Source organism: Ohtaekwangia koreensis, assembly GCF_900167975.1.
In the GTDB taxonomy this organism is placed as follows: Bacteria; Bacteroidota; Bacteroidia; order Cytophagales; family Cyclobacteriaceae; genus Ohtaekwangia; species Ohtaekwangia koreensis.
The window spans coordinates 2,547,847-2,565,320 of sequence record NZ_FUZU01000001.1 but is presented as its reverse complement, the minus strand read 5'-3'; the positions used below and the strand labels follow the sequence as shown (position 1 = coordinate 2,565,320).

The 17,474-nt window shown below is 41.0% G+C and carries 12 protein-coding genes and 1 tRNA gene; 6 read left to right on the top strand and 7 right to left on the bottom strand.

Features of this window, described 5'->3' with window-relative positions; genetic code table 11:
- Positions 1-940 precede the first annotated feature (940 nt).
- Both B5Y40_RS10310 and B5Y40_RS10305 read right to left on the bottom strand, forming a co-directional pair.
- Positions 941-1,014, bottom strand: a tRNA-Met gene (locus B5Y40_RS10310).
- Between the two features lie 112 nt (positions 1,015-1,126).
- The gene (locus B5Y40_RS10305) at positions 1,127-1,558 is read right to left on the bottom strand and encodes a methylglyoxal synthase (RefSeq protein WP_079686586.1); all 432 of its coding nucleotides are present in this window, start codon (positions 1,556-1,558) and stop codon (positions 1,127-1,129) included.
- A 78-nt stretch (positions 1,559-1,636) separates the two neighbouring features.
- Between B5Y40_RS10305 and B5Y40_RS10300 the strand changes: the two genes are divergently transcribed.
- The 4 genes from B5Y40_RS10300 (at position 1,637) to B5Y40_RS10285 (ending at position 7,837) form a co-directional block, all read left to right on the top strand.
- Positions 1,637-3,919: a Tex family protein gene (locus B5Y40_RS10300; RefSeq protein ID WP_079686585.1), complete on the top strand. Its 2,283-nt coding sequence runs from the start codon at positions 1,637-1,639 to the stop codon at positions 3,917-3,919.
- A 199-nt stretch (positions 3,920-4,118) separates the two neighbouring features.
- A complete protein-coding gene (gene pgi / locus B5Y40_RS10295) occupies positions 4,119-5,771 on the top strand; it encodes a glucose-6-phosphate isomerase (protein ID WP_079686584.1) in 1,653 nt (550 codons plus the stop codon).
- A gap of 59 nt (positions 5,772-5,830) precedes the next feature.
- Positions 5,831-6,814, top strand: coding sequence for a 6-phosphofructokinase (gene pfkA, locus B5Y40_RS10290; protein ID WP_079686583.1), 984 nt, complete (start codon positions 5,831-5,833; stop codon positions 6,812-6,814).
- A gap of 39 nt (positions 6,815-6,853) precedes the next feature.
- Positions 6,854-7,837 (top strand): ROK family protein, encoded by a 984-nt coding sequence (locus B5Y40_RS10285; RefSeq protein ID WP_079686582.1) that lies wholly within the window; start codon positions 6,854-6,856, stop codon positions 7,835-7,837.
- Positions 7,838-7,916: 79 nt separating this feature from the next.
- Here the strand turns inward: B5Y40_RS10285 and B5Y40_RS10280 are convergent, their stop codons facing one another.
- Together B5Y40_RS10280 and B5Y40_RS10275 are read right to left on the bottom strand one after the other, a co-directional pair.
- Positions 7,917-10,031, bottom strand: coding sequence for a TonB-dependent receptor plug domain-containing protein (locus B5Y40_RS10280; RefSeq protein ID WP_159453650.1), 2,115 nt, complete (start codon positions 10,029-10,031; stop codon positions 7,917-7,919).
- Positions 10,032-10,865: 834 nt separating this feature from the next.
- Positions 10,866-12,437 carry a tetratricopeptide repeat protein gene (locus B5Y40_RS10275; RefSeq protein ID WP_079686580.1) on the bottom strand — a complete coding sequence of 524 codons (1,572 nt, stop codon included), beginning with the start codon at positions 12,435-12,437 and terminating at the stop codon, positions 10,866-10,868.
- Between the two features lie 273 nt (positions 12,438-12,710).
- Between B5Y40_RS10275 and B5Y40_RS29915 the strand changes: the two genes are divergently transcribed.
- Both B5Y40_RS29915 and B5Y40_RS10270 read left to right on the top strand, forming a co-directional pair.
- Positions 12,711-12,905 carry a hypothetical protein gene (locus B5Y40_RS29915; protein ID WP_245840512.1) on the top strand — a complete coding sequence of 65 codons (195 nt, stop codon included), beginning with the start codon at positions 12,711-12,713 and terminating at the stop codon, positions 12,903-12,905.
- Positions 12,906-12,933: 28 nt separating this feature from the next.
- On the top strand, positions 12,934-13,299 hold the full coding sequence (locus B5Y40_RS10270) for a YfiR family protein (RefSeq protein WP_245840511.1): 366 nt from the start codon (positions 12,934-12,936) through the stop codon (positions 13,297-13,299).
- Between the two features lie 77 nt (positions 13,300-13,376).
- Here B5Y40_RS10270 and B5Y40_RS10265 read toward each other — a convergent pair whose 3' ends face one another.
- From B5Y40_RS10265 to B5Y40_RS10255, 3 genes are all read right to left on the bottom strand, one after another.
- Complete coding sequence (locus tag B5Y40_RS10265) at positions 13,377-15,575, bottom strand: TonB-dependent receptor plug domain-containing protein (RefSeq protein WP_079686578.1); 2,199 nt, start codon at positions 15,573-15,575, stop codon at positions 13,377-13,379.
- 43 nt (positions 15,576-15,618) lie between these two features.
- The gene (locus B5Y40_RS10260; RefSeq protein ID WP_079686577.1) at positions 15,619-16,122 is read right to left on the bottom strand and encodes a YfiR family protein; all 504 of its coding nucleotides are present in this window, start codon (positions 16,120-16,122) and stop codon (positions 15,619-15,621) included.
- A 543-nt stretch (positions 16,123-16,665) separates the two neighbouring features.
- Positions 16,666-17,436 carry an HTTM domain-containing protein gene (locus B5Y40_RS10255; protein WP_143785687.1) on the bottom strand — a complete coding sequence of 257 codons (771 nt, stop codon included), beginning with the start codon at positions 17,434-17,436 and terminating at the stop codon, positions 16,666-16,668.
- Between the last annotated feature and the right edge of the window lie 38 nt (positions 17,437-17,474).

Below are 17,474 nucleotides of genomic sequence, written 5' to 3'. Positions count from 1 at the left end.
TACGAGTAAAACTGCCAATAGCAATACGGACTTAGCGCACACAATAAATTTCATTTAGTTTTATATTTAAGGGTTCAAGGGTGAAAAATAGGTTTCAGAACCCTAAATTTATGGTAAAATTACCTATATACACACTGCTCATCAGCATTTATATATATACCTAATTTATAGGATATACAAATATTAAATAAAACACTACTAAATATTGTGTTAAATTAACACCTCACTTGCTGTACTTAAATACAGTAGTTAACAAAACCTCCGCGTATAATTCTAACGAACCTGGCATTTGCTTCATAGTAAACAGCTTTCTAAAAAGAATTATTCTACAAAGAATATATCCCACAATAAGAATTTCTAGGTGCCGATCATAATCAAGACACCTATTACAAGTCAATTTATCGTTATTGCAGGTGAAAGTTAGAGCACTCTTGACACTCAAGTAAAAGAGTTGCTATACATATACCAGTCGCGAAAATCGATACGGCATATGCATTATTTGTTCCGTCAGTAAGATTTACTCATTTAAAGTGTACCATGTGCTCATCAAAATGGGTCACTCAATTTGCTATTTTGTTTAAACAAAAACAGTTCCTCCAAAGACGAATTATCCATCTATAATGTATACCTCGTTTAAACAAAGGATATGCAATAGACGACTATACATATATAGCGTAATGATGTTGCCTGTGAGATATATTCTTAGGACACAATAACATTTTTCTACTCCGAATACTTTTTTGCAAGGTAAATATTCGCCCTGCGCTATACTCGAATCGATTTATAGTCATAACGGATTGAGAGGTTCGAACACGCTTGATTAGTCAAATTGAGAAACCTTGAAATTATGAGAATTTTGAGGTCGTAATGAACCGAACAGGATCACTTCGAACCAAAAAAAGCCTGAAATCTTTAAGATTTCAGGCTTTTTGATGTTGTGTAGCGCGGGGGGGAGTTGAACCCCCGACCTTTGGGTTATGAATCCAACGCTCTAACCACCTGAGCTACCGCGCCATTTCTATTATCGCACCACTTAGAAACCATGCCATTCCTGGCAACGCTTTGTAAATGGGAGCGCAAACTTACAACGTTGTATTAAATTTTCAAGAACTCTCGAAAATAATAATTACAGCTTCCGGTTTTCATATTCAGAAAAATCCGGTTTCAAGCGCTCATAATCTCTTAAAAGAACGGGCGTGGAAAATAAAAGATCTGCGGTAGACCGGTTACAGGCAATGGGTATATTCCACACGGTCGCAATTCGAAGTAACGCTTTTATATCCTGATCGTGCGGCAGTGGCTCCATCGGATCCCAGAAAAAAACAAGAGCATCAATCTTTCCTTCCGAGATCAGCGAGCCAATCTGCTGGTCGCCTCCAAGCGGTCCGCTGTGCAACATTCTGATGGGCAACTTCAATTCCTGTTCGAGCAATCTGCCGGTTGTTCCTGTAGCATAGATATCAAAGTTCTCCATACTGTCACGATGTTGCTTCGACCATTCAATTAACTCTTTCTTCTTATTGTCGTGAGCCACAAGGGCTATGTTCTTCCGTATCATATTCAAACTAAATACAGATAAAAATACGTATTGCAGGTTACATTCCTTCTTCTATTTTTGCCGACCTGTTTAAAATTTATGGAACAAGAGAATCTCGTACGGTGGGTTGAACAGATAGCAAAAGAGTTCTCGCAACCCCTTAAGAATGTCAAAGCTGTTGGTGACCTTTTGGCTGAAGGTGCCACCATTCCTTTTATATCGCGCTACCGGAAGGAAATGACCGGCAGCATGGATGAGGTAATGATTGCCAATATCCGTGACCGCATTGAACAACTACGCGAACTGGATAAACGCAGGGAGGCCGTTATCAGCTCCATTGAAAAACAAGGCAAGCTTACTCCGGACCTGATGTCTTCGATCGTGACAGCAGAAACGCTGGCCGAACTGGAAGATATTTACCTTCCGTATAAACCGAAGCGTAAAACGAGAGCCAGTGCTGCTAAAGAGAAAGGACTTGAGCCACTCGCACAGCGATTGTTCGATCAGGAGAAATTTGATCTCGAAGAGTTCTCGAAATCATTTATCGATACAGAGAAAGGTGTCGCTACGTTGGAGGAAGCTTTGGATGGCGCACGCGATATCATTGCTGAATGGGTAAGTGAAAATCCGGACACTCGTAAAAATGTCCGTGAAATTTTCTGGACTGAAGGTCTCGTGGAATCGCGCGTACTAAAAGGTAAAGAAACAGAAGGACAAAAGTTCAAAGATTACTTTGAGTGGAGTGAGCCTATATCCAAGACTCCTTCACACCGCTTGCTTGCCATGCGCAGAGGCGAGAAAGAAGGTATACTTGCGCTGGATATATATCCTCCGGAAGAACTGGCTATCAGTTCAATGGAGCGTCAATATGTGAAGAGTGAAAATGCAGCGACTGAACAAGTGAAGCTCGCTATAAAAGATAGTTATAAACGCCTGCTTCGTCCTTCACTGGAAACGGAGGTACGTATGGAGTCGAAGATGAAGGCTGATGAAGAAGCCATCAAAGTATTCGCTTCCAATCTGAAAGAGCTGTTGCTGGCTGCACCCCTCGGACAAAAAAATGTACTTGCTTTGGATCCCGGATTCAGAACAGGATGTAAAGTAGTATGCCTCGATCGTCAGGGTAAATTATTACATCACGATGTTATATACCCACACGAACCTCAACGTGAAACTGCAAAGTCTGCGGCGCTCATTAAAATGCTTTGTGAGAAGTATGATATAGAGGCCATTGCTATCGGAAACGGAACAGCTGGTCGTGAGACCGAAGCTTTCGCCAAAGCTATAGGCCTCAACAATAAGATCATCATTGTCATGGTGAATGAAAGTGGTGCTTCGGTATATTCTGCTTCTGAAGTTGCCCGCGATGAATTCCCGGATAAAGATGTTACTGTACGTGGCGCTGTTTCTATTGGAAGACGACTCACTGATCCATTGGCCGAACTGGTAAAGATCGATCCTAAATCAATTGGTGTAGGTCAGTATCAACACGATGTTGAGCAGACAAAACTAAAGCAAGGTTTGGATGATGTAGTGATGAGTTGCGTGAACTCTGTAGGTGTTGAAGTAAACACCGCGAGTAAAGAACTCCTCTCCTATGTTTCCGGATTAAGTTCATCATTAGCCAAGAACATCGTTGAGTATAGAAATCAAAACGGACCATTCAAGAGCCGCGAATCATTGATGAAAGTATCACGTCTTGGTGAAAAAGTTTTTGAACAAGCGGCTGGTTTCTTACGCATCCGCGAAGCAGAGAATCCCCTTGACGCCAGTGCTGTTCACCCAGAGAGTTATCCTATCGTTCAGCAAATGGCCAGTGACCTGGGCTGCTCCGTAAAAGATCTGATGAGCAGTGGGGAGCTGCGCAAGCAACTTGATCTTAAAAAATATGTAACAGAAAAAGTTGGTCTGCCTACGTTGACAGATATACTTACCGAACTTGAAAAACCCGGACGTGACCCACGACAAGTATTCGAGATCTTCAGTTTCACGGATGGTGTAAATTCAATAGCAGATCTGAAAATCGGAATGTCACTTCCAGGTATTGTTACGAACGTAACCAACTTTGGTGCGTTTGTCGATATCGGTGTTCACCAGGATGGACTGGTACACATCAGTCACTTGTCTGATAAATTTATTAAAGACCCCAAGGAGGTTGTTACAGTTCAACAGAAAGTAAAAGTTACTGTTGTTGAGGTCGATGTACCTCGCAAGCGTATCGGACTTTCCATGAAGAGTAATCCATTTGCTGATCAACCTCAACCTTCGGCCGGAACGTCTCCATCACGAGGCAAAAAAGATAAGCCGAAAGAAAAGGAAAAAGAGAAAGAGGTAAGCATGGAAGAGAAGCTCGCCATGCTGGTGAGTAAGTTTAAGAAATAAAAGCTTAATGCTTCAAATCAGAAGTATAAAGTAAGCGTAAAAGCCTGAAGCAAAAGTTACTATGACTTTATGCTTCGGGCTTTTACGCTTTAGCCCTTTCGTTTTTTGATTTTAACTTCTATTGAAAGCGTTGATCGTTGCGCTATTTTTCGCTTTCTGACGATAAACTCTATCTTCGCACATCCTTAATTTTTTACTTATGTTACCAAACCAGAATCCAACAGAAACCGCAGCCTGGCAAAGACTTGAAATGCTTTTTCTAACGATGCAGGCAACCCCCATGCGCGAAATGTTTGACGAAGATCCCAGTCGCTTTGAAAAGTTTCACACACAGTTCAATGATATACTGGTCGATTATTCCAAGAACATAATCAACGAAGAAGTCATTAAGGAATTGATTTCATTAGCACGCGAAGTAGAATTGAAAGATGCTATCGATGCCTTGTTTCGTGGTGAGGCTATAAACCAAACGGAAGGCCGTTCGGTGCTACATATAGCCTTGCGTAATCGCGCCAACACTCCTATCCTGGTTGATGATGCTGATATCATGCAGGATGTTAACAAGGTGTTGGATCAGATGAAAAACTTTTCCACTAATCTTCACAATGGGACATGGAAAGGATTTTCTGGCAAGACGATCACGGATGTTGTCAACATCGGCATAGGAGGATCTGACCTCGGTCCCTATATGGTAACAGAAGCGCTTCGCCCCTATTGGAAAAACATCACACCTCATTTTGTATCCAACGTAGATGGAACACATATAGCAGAGACGCTAAAGCGTGTTAATCCTGAAACGACTTTGTTTATTATAGCATCCAAAACTTTCACCACACAAGAGACGATGACGAATGCTGAATCAGCACGCACATGGTTCCTTGAAAAAACCGGAGGTAAAGGTGAAGTTGCAAAACACTTTGTTGCTGTATCTACCAATCAAAAAGAAGTAACCAAGTTTGGTATAGCACCTGAGAATATGTTTGTATTCTGGGATTGGGTAGGTGGTCGTTATTCATTGTGGTCATCTATAGGGCTATCCATTGTTTGTACCATTGGCTTTGAAAATTTTGAAAAGCTATTGAGTGGCGCACACGCTGTCGATAATCATTTCAAGAATGAACCGTTCGAAACAAATATACCGGTCATACTTGCCCTCATCGGCATCTGGTATAATAACTTCTTCGGTGCTGCATCTGAAGCAATTTTACCGTACGATCAATACCTGCATCGCTTCGCTGCCTATTTTCAGCAAGGCAATATGGAGAGTAATGGTAAGTCTGTTGATCGCAATGGTGAGCCTGTAACGTATCAGACGGGCCCTGTTATCTGGGGTGAGCCGGGTACAAATGGTCAACATGCTTTTTATCAACTCATACATCAAGGCACTAAACTTATACCTTGCGATTTTATAGCTCCGGCTATCAGTCAGAATCCGATCAGCGATCATCACGATAAATTACTTTCCAATTACTTCGCACAAACCGAAGCACTGATGCGCGGCAGGACGCGTGAAGAAGTTGAACAAGAACTTGCTAAAGCAGGACTCGATAAAGATTCTATTGCATTTCATGCTCCTTTCCGTGTGTTCGAAGGGAACAGACCCAGCAACAGTATACTCTTCAAAAAACTGACTCCTGAAACGTTGGGAAGTTTGATCGCTTTATACGAGCATAAGATTTTTGCCCAGGGGATCATTTGGAACATCTTCAGCTTTGATCAGTGGGGTGTTGAACTCGGAAAAGTTTTGGCTAAGAAAATACTTCCGGAACTCACGACAACCGAAGAAATCACTTCTCACGATTCTTCTACAAACGGGTTAATCAATTATTTCAAACGATTGAAATCGGAATGATAAACTAATTGATTGTAAAATATTAACAGTACATTATTTTTGATGGATTTTTCAACCAGATGAGCAATAAAATTTCGAAGATTGGGGTGTTCACGTCGGGTGGCGATGCTCCGGGAATGAACGCAGCCATCCGTGCAGTAGTACGTGCGTGTACGTATTACAAGACAGAATGCGTAGGTATAATGCGTGGTTATGAAGGGATGATTGAAGGTGACTTCGAACAACTGGACGCACGGTGGGTAGGTAACATCCTGCAGCGTGGCGGAACAGTATTAAAGTCAGCACGCAGCAAAGAGTTTCGTACACCGGAAGGTAGATTGAAAGCATTGGGTAAACTTAGAAGTGAAGGTATAGATTCACTCATTGCTATCGGTGGTGATGGTACGTTTACAGGACTTCACAAATTCCACCAGGAATTCGGTATACCTTCTATATGTATACCTGGAACGATTGACAACGATTTGTCAGGTACAGATTATACCATCGGCTATGATACAGCTACCAACACCGCTGTTGAAGCTATAGATAAAATCCGCGATACGGCCCTTTCCCACAACCGCCTTTTCTTTATTGAAGTAATGGGCAGACACTCCGGATATATCGCTATCAACAGTGGTATAGCAGGAGGCGCAGCTGCAATCGTTATACCTGAAGAGACTATGTCCTTCGAGGAACTATATAAAATTTTAGGTGAAGGAGAAGAAACCAGCAAGAAGTCAAATCTTGTTGTAGTAGCCGAGGGATCGAAGATCGGTGATGCGCATACGCTGGCCAAGAAAGTAGCGGAGCGCTCTTCATATTTCGACATTAAAGTTACAGTTCTCGGACACCTTCAGCGTGGGGGTGCTCCTACATACTTCGATCGTGTATTGGCGAGTCGTATGGGTATAGCAGCTGTAGAAGGTTTATTGAATGGAAAAAGTGATGTGATGGTCGGTATAAAGGACAATAAGATTGTTTATAATAATTTCGATATCATCATGCAGAATCACCATGAAATTGACGAAGAATCAATGCGTATAGCAAAGATCTTGTCGATCTGATAGAGTCCAACCAAACCAATCAATAATTCAAATTTTACCATGAAAGAACTAACCATTGGAATCGACATCGGAGGAACGAATACCAAATATGGTATCGTTGATCGCGATGGCAATGTTGTTTTCCAGGGCAGCATTTCAACTACCGAGTACGAAGAGTTCAAAGATTACTTTGGCGGCCTGGCAGCAGCGCTTCGTAAGGCTACAGCAACAATTTCGTTTGCTCATAAACTTATCGGCGTAGGTGTAGGCGCAGCAAACGGAAACTATTACAAAGGAACGATTGAACGTGCTACCAATTTACCGTGGAAAGGCATCATTCCCCTGGCAGATATGTTCAGGGAAGAGTTTGATATTCCTGCCATTGTAACAAACGATGCGAATGCTGCAGCGGTTGGCGAAATGGTATATGGTTCTGCCAAAGGAATGAAAGACTTTGTTGTTATTACACTGGGCACCGGCTTAGGCAGCGGCTTTGTATGCAACGGACATCTTCTCAATGGTAAACATGGTATAGCAGGTGAAGTAGGACATACTTCCGTAAACCCTGCCGGACGTTTCTGTAACTGCGGTAAACGTGGATGCCTCGAAACCTATGTATCGGCAACGGGTATAAAACGTACGGTATATAAATTACTGGCAGATCACCTTGAACCAAGTGAACTTCGTGGTATAAGTTTCGATAATCTTACTACCAAGATGATAACAGAAGCCGCTGTGCGTGGTGATGTTGTTGCTTTGGCAGCCTTTGAATATACCGGAAGGATATTGGGAATGAAACTCGCTGAAACGGTTGTTCACACTGATCCGGAAGCAATCTTCTTATTCGGTGGACTTTCACTAGCGGGAGATCTTATCTTCAAGCCAACGATCAAACACATGGAGGCGAACCTGATGCCTCTGTTCCGTGGCAAAGTAAAAGTTCTGCCTTCAGGTTTACAGAATCAGGCAGCTCCTATATTAGGCGCCAGCAGCCTGGTATGGAACTATCTCGACAATAAACAACTAAAAGAAGAAGTATATTAATCGAAGTAAAAACTTTACAAATAAAAAAAGTCGGATGTGAGTCCGACTTTTTTATTTGCTGGCGATCTATATACTTCGTTTATACTTTTAACATCAACCCTGCATGAATATTAAACCCTGCCCTTCCCTGGTATGTGTTAATATTTCTTCGTGAAAACTCCGGATAATATACTTTCTGATTCAGCAGGTTTACACCATAACAAAATACAGTTACATTCGGAACGTCCGGGTTCTGCCAAAACTCACGCAGTTCCAGCTTCACATTTGCTGTCAGGTAACAGACCGGTTTCATTACAGGATTTGCATTGGTTGGTGTACCGGCAAAATTCGCGGGTATATTTTCAGACGAGAACTTTGCATGTATATTCCCACCTGTACTATAGAAGGTATTAAATACCGCTACGTCTAAACCACGGGCATTCTCATAGTTTACACCGAGCTTTGCCATATATAGTGGCGTGCCTCCGTAGTTCTTATACCCGGCATCATTTTTACTACGCTGAAATGCAAATGAAGCAATGCTGTTCCAATGTGAAGAGAAATAAAATTTACCCTCGGCTTCAATACCGTAGGATGTCTTGCTGCCTCTGTTAGTATACTGTGGTGTATTGGCAATTTCGTTGGCAGGGTCATTGGCTGCAGTTCGTACAATCTCGTTTGACTGTTCACTTCTAAAATAATTTATTGATGTCTCAAACTTGTGCTTAGCCATAAAGACCTGAACCTCGGATGTACTAACCTCTTCTGGTAAAAGATCCGGATTACCGCGAAGAACACCCGGTATATCGATTGCCTTTTCTCCACCGGGTGTTGCTGAGCGGAATGCACTTCCATATAACAGTTTACCACCAAATCCGGAATTATTTTTCAGAATCAAAGCTATCCGCGGACTGTAGTGCATATCAAGTGCCGTAACTTTATTGGCTTGTACTCCCCCTACTACTCTCAGATAATCAAAAGGAGTATAACTTAACTGTGCATAGCCACTATACCAGGTTTCATTCCAGTGCGGCACATAGTAAAACGGATCTTCATTATGCTGCTCTTTGTTCTGTGTAAATGCAGTACCATTAGCATTTTTCGTTTCATCATTGGCAGAGCCCTGCTGGTTATTAAGCATAAAACCAATCACTCCATTCAGATCACTCCTTATCGCTATCGTATTAGACCACTCGGCCAGCAGGTCATTGGCAAGTGTTACTACCGGCCTGTTTTTAAAATCGGCCTGGCTTAAATCAAACCTTGTTCTGTTCCAGGTAAGGTTAAGCGAGCTCGTCCAAAACGAAGTAATATCTTTTTTATAACCTATATCTCCCAACACTTTGTCGGAGTATACTTCGAAGCGGGTTGGTGTTTGATTCGGCCCTGCATTGGCAGGCACCACCCACTGCGATGCATTATTCATGGCTTGCCAGCTTGAACGTCCAAAAAATGTATTAACAGTAAGGCCTTTGTAATCTGCCCGCAACGAAGCTCCTACATCATTTCTATCCATATTGATTGTTCGGGCAGGGTTTACAATCGAATCAAATACCGGTACTGTTTTACTCCGAATAATCGCACGTTCATCGCGCGCTGTAAATTGCCACCCATTCGTAGTATATAAATTTACACTTGCGTCTAACGTCAGATCTTTATACTTGATGCCGGAATATACTTGTGCCTGCCTTGTATTGAAACTTCCATACCGCGTACTCATACGAAACTCGTTTTTACCGGCATGCTTCAAAATAATATTAATAACACCTGTAAAAGCGTTAGTACCATACAATACAGATCCGGGACCACGAATTATCTCCAGTCTTTCAATAGCCTCTAATGGGTAGGCATTCATAACCGCCATGAGTGTGCCGCCAAGATAACTATCTCTATACGGTCGTCCATCAATCAATATCAACACCTTGGTTGCCCAGTGTGCTGATGATTCACCGCGCATTACCGGAAGGTTGTTGGTTAATGTATAGGATCCGGTCATATATATACCTGCCACCCGATCAAGCACCTCTGCCAGATTGGTTGCTCCGTAAGATTCAATTTCCTTTGCGGTTACAATGGAAACAATACCAGGAGCATCGCGCACTGTTTCTTCCTGCTTGGATGCGGTCGTAATTTTCAAATTCAACAGATCTTCAAGAGACATGTCGTACAATTGTGTATCGGTATAGGTGGAATCCATTGAACTATCCTGTGCCATCAAAGAAAAGCTGAATAGTAAAAAGAAGATAACACATGATACCTGGATAAACATTCTGTGACTCAAATAGTAGAATAGCCTCATATTTATATATAGTGTTAATAAAACAGTGCGATTACGGTTCAGTTCACAGAGATATCAATTACTCACCCCTAGACATGTTGCCTGATACAAAAGCAATCCGCCAATTGATTTGACCATTACTTATCAAATCGCCCTCCCTGAGTATATATTATCCAAACATTATACCGGCAAAGGTAACGAAGCACATCTCAGAATCCGGCACCAGCTCAGTCTACCGCATAAATGCACTGTTTCATCACGACATATCCTATATCATTTGGTATAAAAAAATCGATCATTAAAAGAATTCGCTAAAAAATTACAGATACCAATCCATGGCAACCGAAATAATAACCCACCCTTAATTGGTTATCTCAGTATACGCCATATACATAACAAAAGATTAGTCAGCAGTCGGCAATGAAAACAAGACCGCATTTATATACCTCTAAAAATGACAGATGCGTTATTAACTAACATGTGTAGAACGGGCATGCAACTACATCATAACGGAATACATCCTGATAAAGAATTACAATGAACCCGACTTCGTTCAGAGTCAAAAATATGACAAGATATACATCAATCGATTTGATAATTACATTACAGGTAACTGCAAACACAGCTATCCTGCTCCCTGTATCGGGGCAGTGTCCTTTGCAACTTGATGTCTATTGATTTATGCGGGATACCCGCTTCGTGTACCAGACACCTTACTTATGCCAGCCAGTCTGATTAACTAAAAAAAATGTATACTTAAATATAGTATATTTACCGGGTGACTTCTAAAAACTCTTTCAACGAAGAGTCTTCCGGAACACCTATTCTTTTCTTGAGGCGATAACGCGATTGTTTTACACTTTCCGCCGAGATACCGAGCATAGAGGCAGCCTCTTTAATTGACAAATTCAGCTTCGTTATGGCAGCAAGCCTGAGTTCAGCTGCCGTGATACCGGGATACTTGTAGCGGAGGTTATTAAAAAAACTGGGATACACTTCGTCAAATGCTTTTTTAAAATTCTCCCACTCATCTTCAGTATGAATTTTCAGATGAAGTATTTTTCCGAACTTTTCCATGTTCTCATCAACGGCTGTCGCGTTACTTTTCAATGCTTCCAGTTCCTCCGTAATGCTGGATATAATTTTTGATTTCTCAAGCAGTCTTTGTGTGTAGTGTTTTAGCTGGTGTTGTCTGGAAGACAATATTAATTTTGTTCTATTATACAGTAAAAACGCCAACAGCAACAAACAGATCAGTAATCCTATAAATGCATTTCTCCGAAATATACCCGACTCATATTGCTGCACTTGTGCTGCGAGCTCTATATCCTTCTTTTCCAATTCGTAGCTATGCACCATCTTATCCATGGCAGCTTGATTGGATTCACTCTTAACACTATCGTTCAATGCAGCATACGATGACAAAAAATCATACGCCTTTTCAGAATTACCAAGGGAATGATGTATATCGGCAAGACGTTTATAGTTTTGTGAGATATATAGCTTTATATTGTATTGTTTCGCCAGAGTCAATCCTTTCTCGGCCATTTCCTTTGCCTTTTCCAGCCGGCCTTCCGCTGCATATATTTCACTATAAACACCATATATCTCAGAAAGTACATTTGTATTTTCTTTATTGGCCGCAAACTGTAAAGCTTTCTCTATATATTCATGAGCCTTCCCGTAGTCTTTTTGCTTCAAATAAAGACCACTCATATTGATCATGGACAACAGTACAGGATAGTGATTATTTATCTTACTGCCTTGCTTTACAGTTTCATGATAGTACGACAATGCAAGGGAATCTTTGCCTTGTTGCTGGTAGACATACCCTGTGTTGTACATGACTGTAACCGGTCCTCTCTTATTCCCGGTTTGCTTCCAAATGGCTATTGCTTTTTGATAGTATTGAATAGCTGCGTCATATTTACCTTCGGTTTGGTATGAAGAGCCTAGGTCATGATAATTAATGGCCATCAACTTTAAATCATTTCGCTTTTCTGCGATGCGTAGCGACTCCAAATAGAATTCAACGGCTTTACGTTCGTTTCCTGCGTCTGCATAAGCTGAACCCAGTAACCCGTAGGCATCCGACATACCTTTCTCGAAATTATTCCGTTTCGCGCATGCCAATGCCTCATGCGCTGTTTCAAGCATCTTGTTTATATCTGTCTCACCGTAGGCATAGCATAAATCAATAAGACAATTCACCCTATTAGTGTCATCGGGAACAGTTTGAAGAACTGCTGTAAGACTATCGATCGTCCTGTTCTGAGCCTGCACAACAAAGAATGAAGCATACAGCGACAACGTTAATAGGATATATATTCTACCGAGGGTCATAAATTGATATCAAAGGTATGCCTTACCATAGGTGCTATTTTTTTGTATTTATTAAGAAACAGTACAAGTGTATAGAGATACGGCATGTATACCTTCTTAATTCAATTGCGAATGTCTGTTACCATGTTGTCACTCCTCCAACTGCGGTATAAAAAACTCTCTCTCTCTTATGCCTTTTTATAGTAACCATTTTGTAGCGCTCATTCTATAAAAGACCAGCTACAAACTCTATTTCTTTGAACATAGTTGCGAGAGCATCACTTCACTTAGTTTATGCAGTATCGCTGTGTGATCATTGTGCTAAATCCGGTATTTGCTGCTCAGCATCCATTAATTGGTAGTAACAAAAAATTAATCAATGAACGTGTTCGTAAAAAAAACAACAGTCCTTTTCTTTCTGCTCTTACTTTTTATACCGAAAATATCGGAGGCACAGGACGAAAAGTTTCAGGCGATCTTTCTCTATAAGTTCATAGAGAACATAAACTGGCCTGACGTGAGGAAAAATTTAGTGGTAGGCATCGTGGGAAAATCCCCTGTGCAAGATGAGTTTGAGAAAATACTGCAAAGCCGTAACAACAGTACAATCTCGGTAAAGAAAATTACATCGGCAGAAGCGGCTACCTGCGACATCGTGTTCCTGCCCGAGAAGCAAAATTCAATGTTCAATACCATCATGGAGAACACCAGCAGGAAAAGTATACTGATTGTTACCGAGGCTCCTGGTCTTACCAAGAAAGGTGCCTGTATCAGTTTTCAAAGAGAGAAGAACAAGCTCGGATTTGCAGTAAATAAATCAACGCTTGATCTGCGTAGCCTCCGGGTGTCAAGCACGTTGCTCAATCTGAGCCAACAGATATAATATACACCTATGCCGTTCGACAGTACAAAAAAAGAAACAGTGCCGGCCATTTAACCAACCGACACTGTCTAGTGATACTACATCTTTACTGTAATTCCTGTGTGAATATTAAATCCAGCTCTTCCCGGATATGTATTTATATTTCTACGCGAAAACTCAGGATAGTAAACTTGTTGATCCAAGAGGTTAACACCATAGCAGAATAAAGTTATATCCGGCATGTCTGGTTTCTCCAGAAACTCGGGAAGAGACAACCTCACATTTGCTGTCAGGAAGTTTATTGTTTTCATTTTGGGGTTCGCATCCGTTGGAATACCTGCAAAATTGCTCGGCACATTTTCCGAAGAAAACTTAGCCCGTATATTTCCTCCTTTACTATAAAATGAATTAAAAACACCAACCTGCAAACCACGACTATTTTTATAATCTATACCGAGCTTCGCCATATATAAAGGCGTGCCGGAATAATCTTTATACCCTAAATCATTTTTACTTGTCTGGGATGCAAAAGATGCCAGGGTACTCCATCGTGAAGAAATGTAAAATTTAGTTTCCGCCTCTATACCGCGAGAAGTCTGGCTGCCTCTGTTTACAAACTGTGGTGTATTTGGAATTTCATTTACCGGATCGGCAGTGGACGTCCGTACAATCTTATTCGATTGATCGCTATAGAAATAATTGATAGATGCCTCAAATTTCTTCTTCACTAAAAAAAATTGAATCTCAGAAGTGTTCACTACTTCCGGCAACAGATTGGGATTACCACGAATCACCCCTGTTACGTCAATGGCTTTTTCGCCACCCGGAGTTGCCGAACGGAAAGCACTACCATACAGTAATTTACCACCAAAGCCCGATTTAGTTTGTAAAACAGCAGCCAGTCGCGGACTATATTTCATATCAACGCCAGTAACTTTGTTGGCCTGCCCACCAGCTACAATTTTCAGAAGTTTAAATGGAGAATAAGCAAGTTGCGCATATCCACTATACCAGGTTTCATTCCAATCCGGCACGAAGTAATATCCATCGGAATTCACAAATTCTCTGTTGTTTGAAAATGCTGTGCCATCCGCGTTTTTTGTTTTATCCGATGCATTCCCTCGTTGATTATTCATCACCAACCCAACGATAGCTTTTAAGTTTTTACGGAATTTCAAAATATTTGACCATTCTGTTAAAACATCATTACTCAATGTAATGACTGGCTTATTTTTAAAATCAGCACGTGAGATATCAAATGCCGTTCGGTTAAAAGTTACGTTAATGGCTGTAGAGTAATATGGCGTGATATCTTTGCTATACCCCAAGTCAGCAAACAGTTTGCTGGTATATACTTCAAATGCAATTGGTGTTGCATTAGGACCACCATTTACTGGAATAAGCCACTGCGCTGCATTAGACATAGGCTGAGCGCGGGTATAGCCGTAAAAGGTATTCAGCGTAAATCCTTTATACGAGCTGCTTATAACTGCACCCAGACCGGTACGGTCTAAATAAATTGTACGGGCAGGATTGATAATAGAATCATAAACCGGCTTGGTCTTGCTTCTGATGATTGCGTTCTCATCTCTGGCTGTAAATTTCCATCCATCGGTATTGTAAAAATTTATACTCGCATCTACTACAAGATCATTGTGCTTTACACCAGCAGAAATTTCGGTTTGCCTGGTATTGAAGCTTCCGTAACACGTAGTAGTTCGAAAATTATTTTTGGTTGATTTCTTAAGAATCACATTGATTACACCTGTAAAAGCATTCGTTCCGTATAGTACAGACCCGGGGCCACGTATCACTTCAACTCGCTCAACAGCATCGGGCGGGTAAGCATTAAAAACCTCAACCTGATTTCCTCCCAGGTAACTATCTCTATAAGGACGACCATTGATCAACACCAATACTTTGGTAGACCAAACTGCATTGGTCTCTCCTCGTATGGTAGGCATATTGTTTGTCAGCAAAAACGAACCAGTCATATATAGTCCTGCTACGCGATCAAGCACTTCGGCAAGGCTAGCAGCTCCATACGATTCAATTTCCTTGGCTGTTACGATAGAGACTACGGCAGGTGCATCGCGCACGGTCTCTTCTGACTTGGAGGCCGTCACTATTTTTACATGCAGAAGATCTTCCAGAGACATGTCATATAACTCCTGATCAAAAGCGTCTTCTTTCTCAACATTCTCTTGTGCTACTAAAGCCGGCCCGCTTAAAACAAAAAGGCATAGTATAGGAAGAATAAATACTTTTCGACAGAAAACAATGTAGAGTTGTTTCATAGACAATATATAAATGGAAATTCTATAATGGATAATGATGCAATCAGATTTCTTTGCCCAGGGTCAGCAGTAAAGTCGACACCTTTAAACCCTTCGCATCCAACGCATGTTTATTGACAATGAACCCCAGCTTATCTTCTTCTTGCAAGAAGCTAATGCCAGCACCCTTCTTCACAAAATCGGTTTCTTCGGTTACGATCAGTATACTTTTGGACTTAGTATACTCCATAACTTTGTTAAAAATAGAGCTGTGTGATTGCGGTATATAAATCACATCACAGGTCGCCACTTCTGATACTGAGATTTTTTGAGCGGTGAGATTCGCGGTGGACCGTACCTTCAGAATTTTTTGAAATTCCTCTAATACTTCTGTGTTTCCAATGATACCTATACGGAGATTTCTTTTTGAATCCGGCCAATTAACGTTGTCAATAAATTTGTAAAGGAAAATTGCCTGGAATTTCTCATTCTGAGCAGACGCGGCTAACGGCATGAGTAATAAAAGTGTGAGCATCACTCTGCATACTTTTTCTGTTTGTGACTTCATACGTATTTACTATTGATGATATAATCTCAAAAACAAACAATACACCTGACATGATGATTGGATATGTATAAAATATACAGATACCAATCATTCACATTTAGTAACGCAAATGAAGTTATTGTTAACCAATAAATTATTCAGGTTAATTCCACAGAGGAGCATCCGTATTTATACTTAGCAGAAATACGTAAAGGATGCTCGATATATACCTTAAGAGCACTGCGTATGGAAACAACTATATATTAAAGCATCACACTATTTTTGAGATGCCCCAAGACACTGCTCCTTGAAGGAAAAATAAAACTATCGATTAACGCGGTATTTTTACGCTGGCAAGACTCGGATGACATAAATATTGATTCTGCCTTTAAACATTACAGGAGAACCATCCTACATTACTTGTTATATTAAGAATAAAGCATTCTACATTCATTCCCACATTAAATGCCTATTCAAACTTTTCAACGCAGGATTTTGTACATGACGAACACACAACGATTATGGTGTTTCACAAAACAATCGCCGCGCCCACTTCTCTATCAATTAAGATTCTACCTGTTTTCCTATAAATACATTCTCTAAAAATATATAGGCTGAGTCTTTCAAAAACACCAGGTATGATACGCTCATCATGAGCGCGAACTCGGGAAGGTTCAGTACGATAGCGATCGTGAAATGAAAAAGTATACCTGCTATAAGCGTAAACATTCGCGTACTTCTGAACCATACGAATACAACGAAAGTAAGCTCAAACAATATCGTAATCCACGCAAGTACTATATTTAAAATAGGGTTAGTAAGAAGGTCTTTAAAAAATGGGTTGATGAGATGCTGCAGGTTGGAGATCATTAAAAACGCATCGCCCGTACGCCATGAATCCGTCATAAGTTTATCCCATCCCGAAATAAAATAAACAAAGACTATAATAAGCTGCGTTGCCAAAACAGATGCATTGAAAACAACGGTTTGCCATGCCATCATTTTGGCAGTTTTAAAATACGGAGTCGAAACCATGAAAATCATACAACCTGCAAGCGCAATCTGAACCTGGTCGGCACCATTCGTCAAGGGCATGGTAATACGGTATAGGTTGAGCGTGATCCAGAAAAAAATCGCCCCTGATAAATAATTCCAGGGTATAAAGATTCCGATGATGATCAGTGTAATGAAGAATATATATACCAGCGAAAGATGATCACCTGCCAGCACCGAAGGAGCAAACACAATCTTACCGGGCCACGAACGTGGCGTGGAAAGATAATGATACTTCACCATGACAAGCGAAGCATTCCACAAAAATAATATTCGGAGCAAGGTTAATATGAGCACTGCTTTACAAAAAACAGTGACTG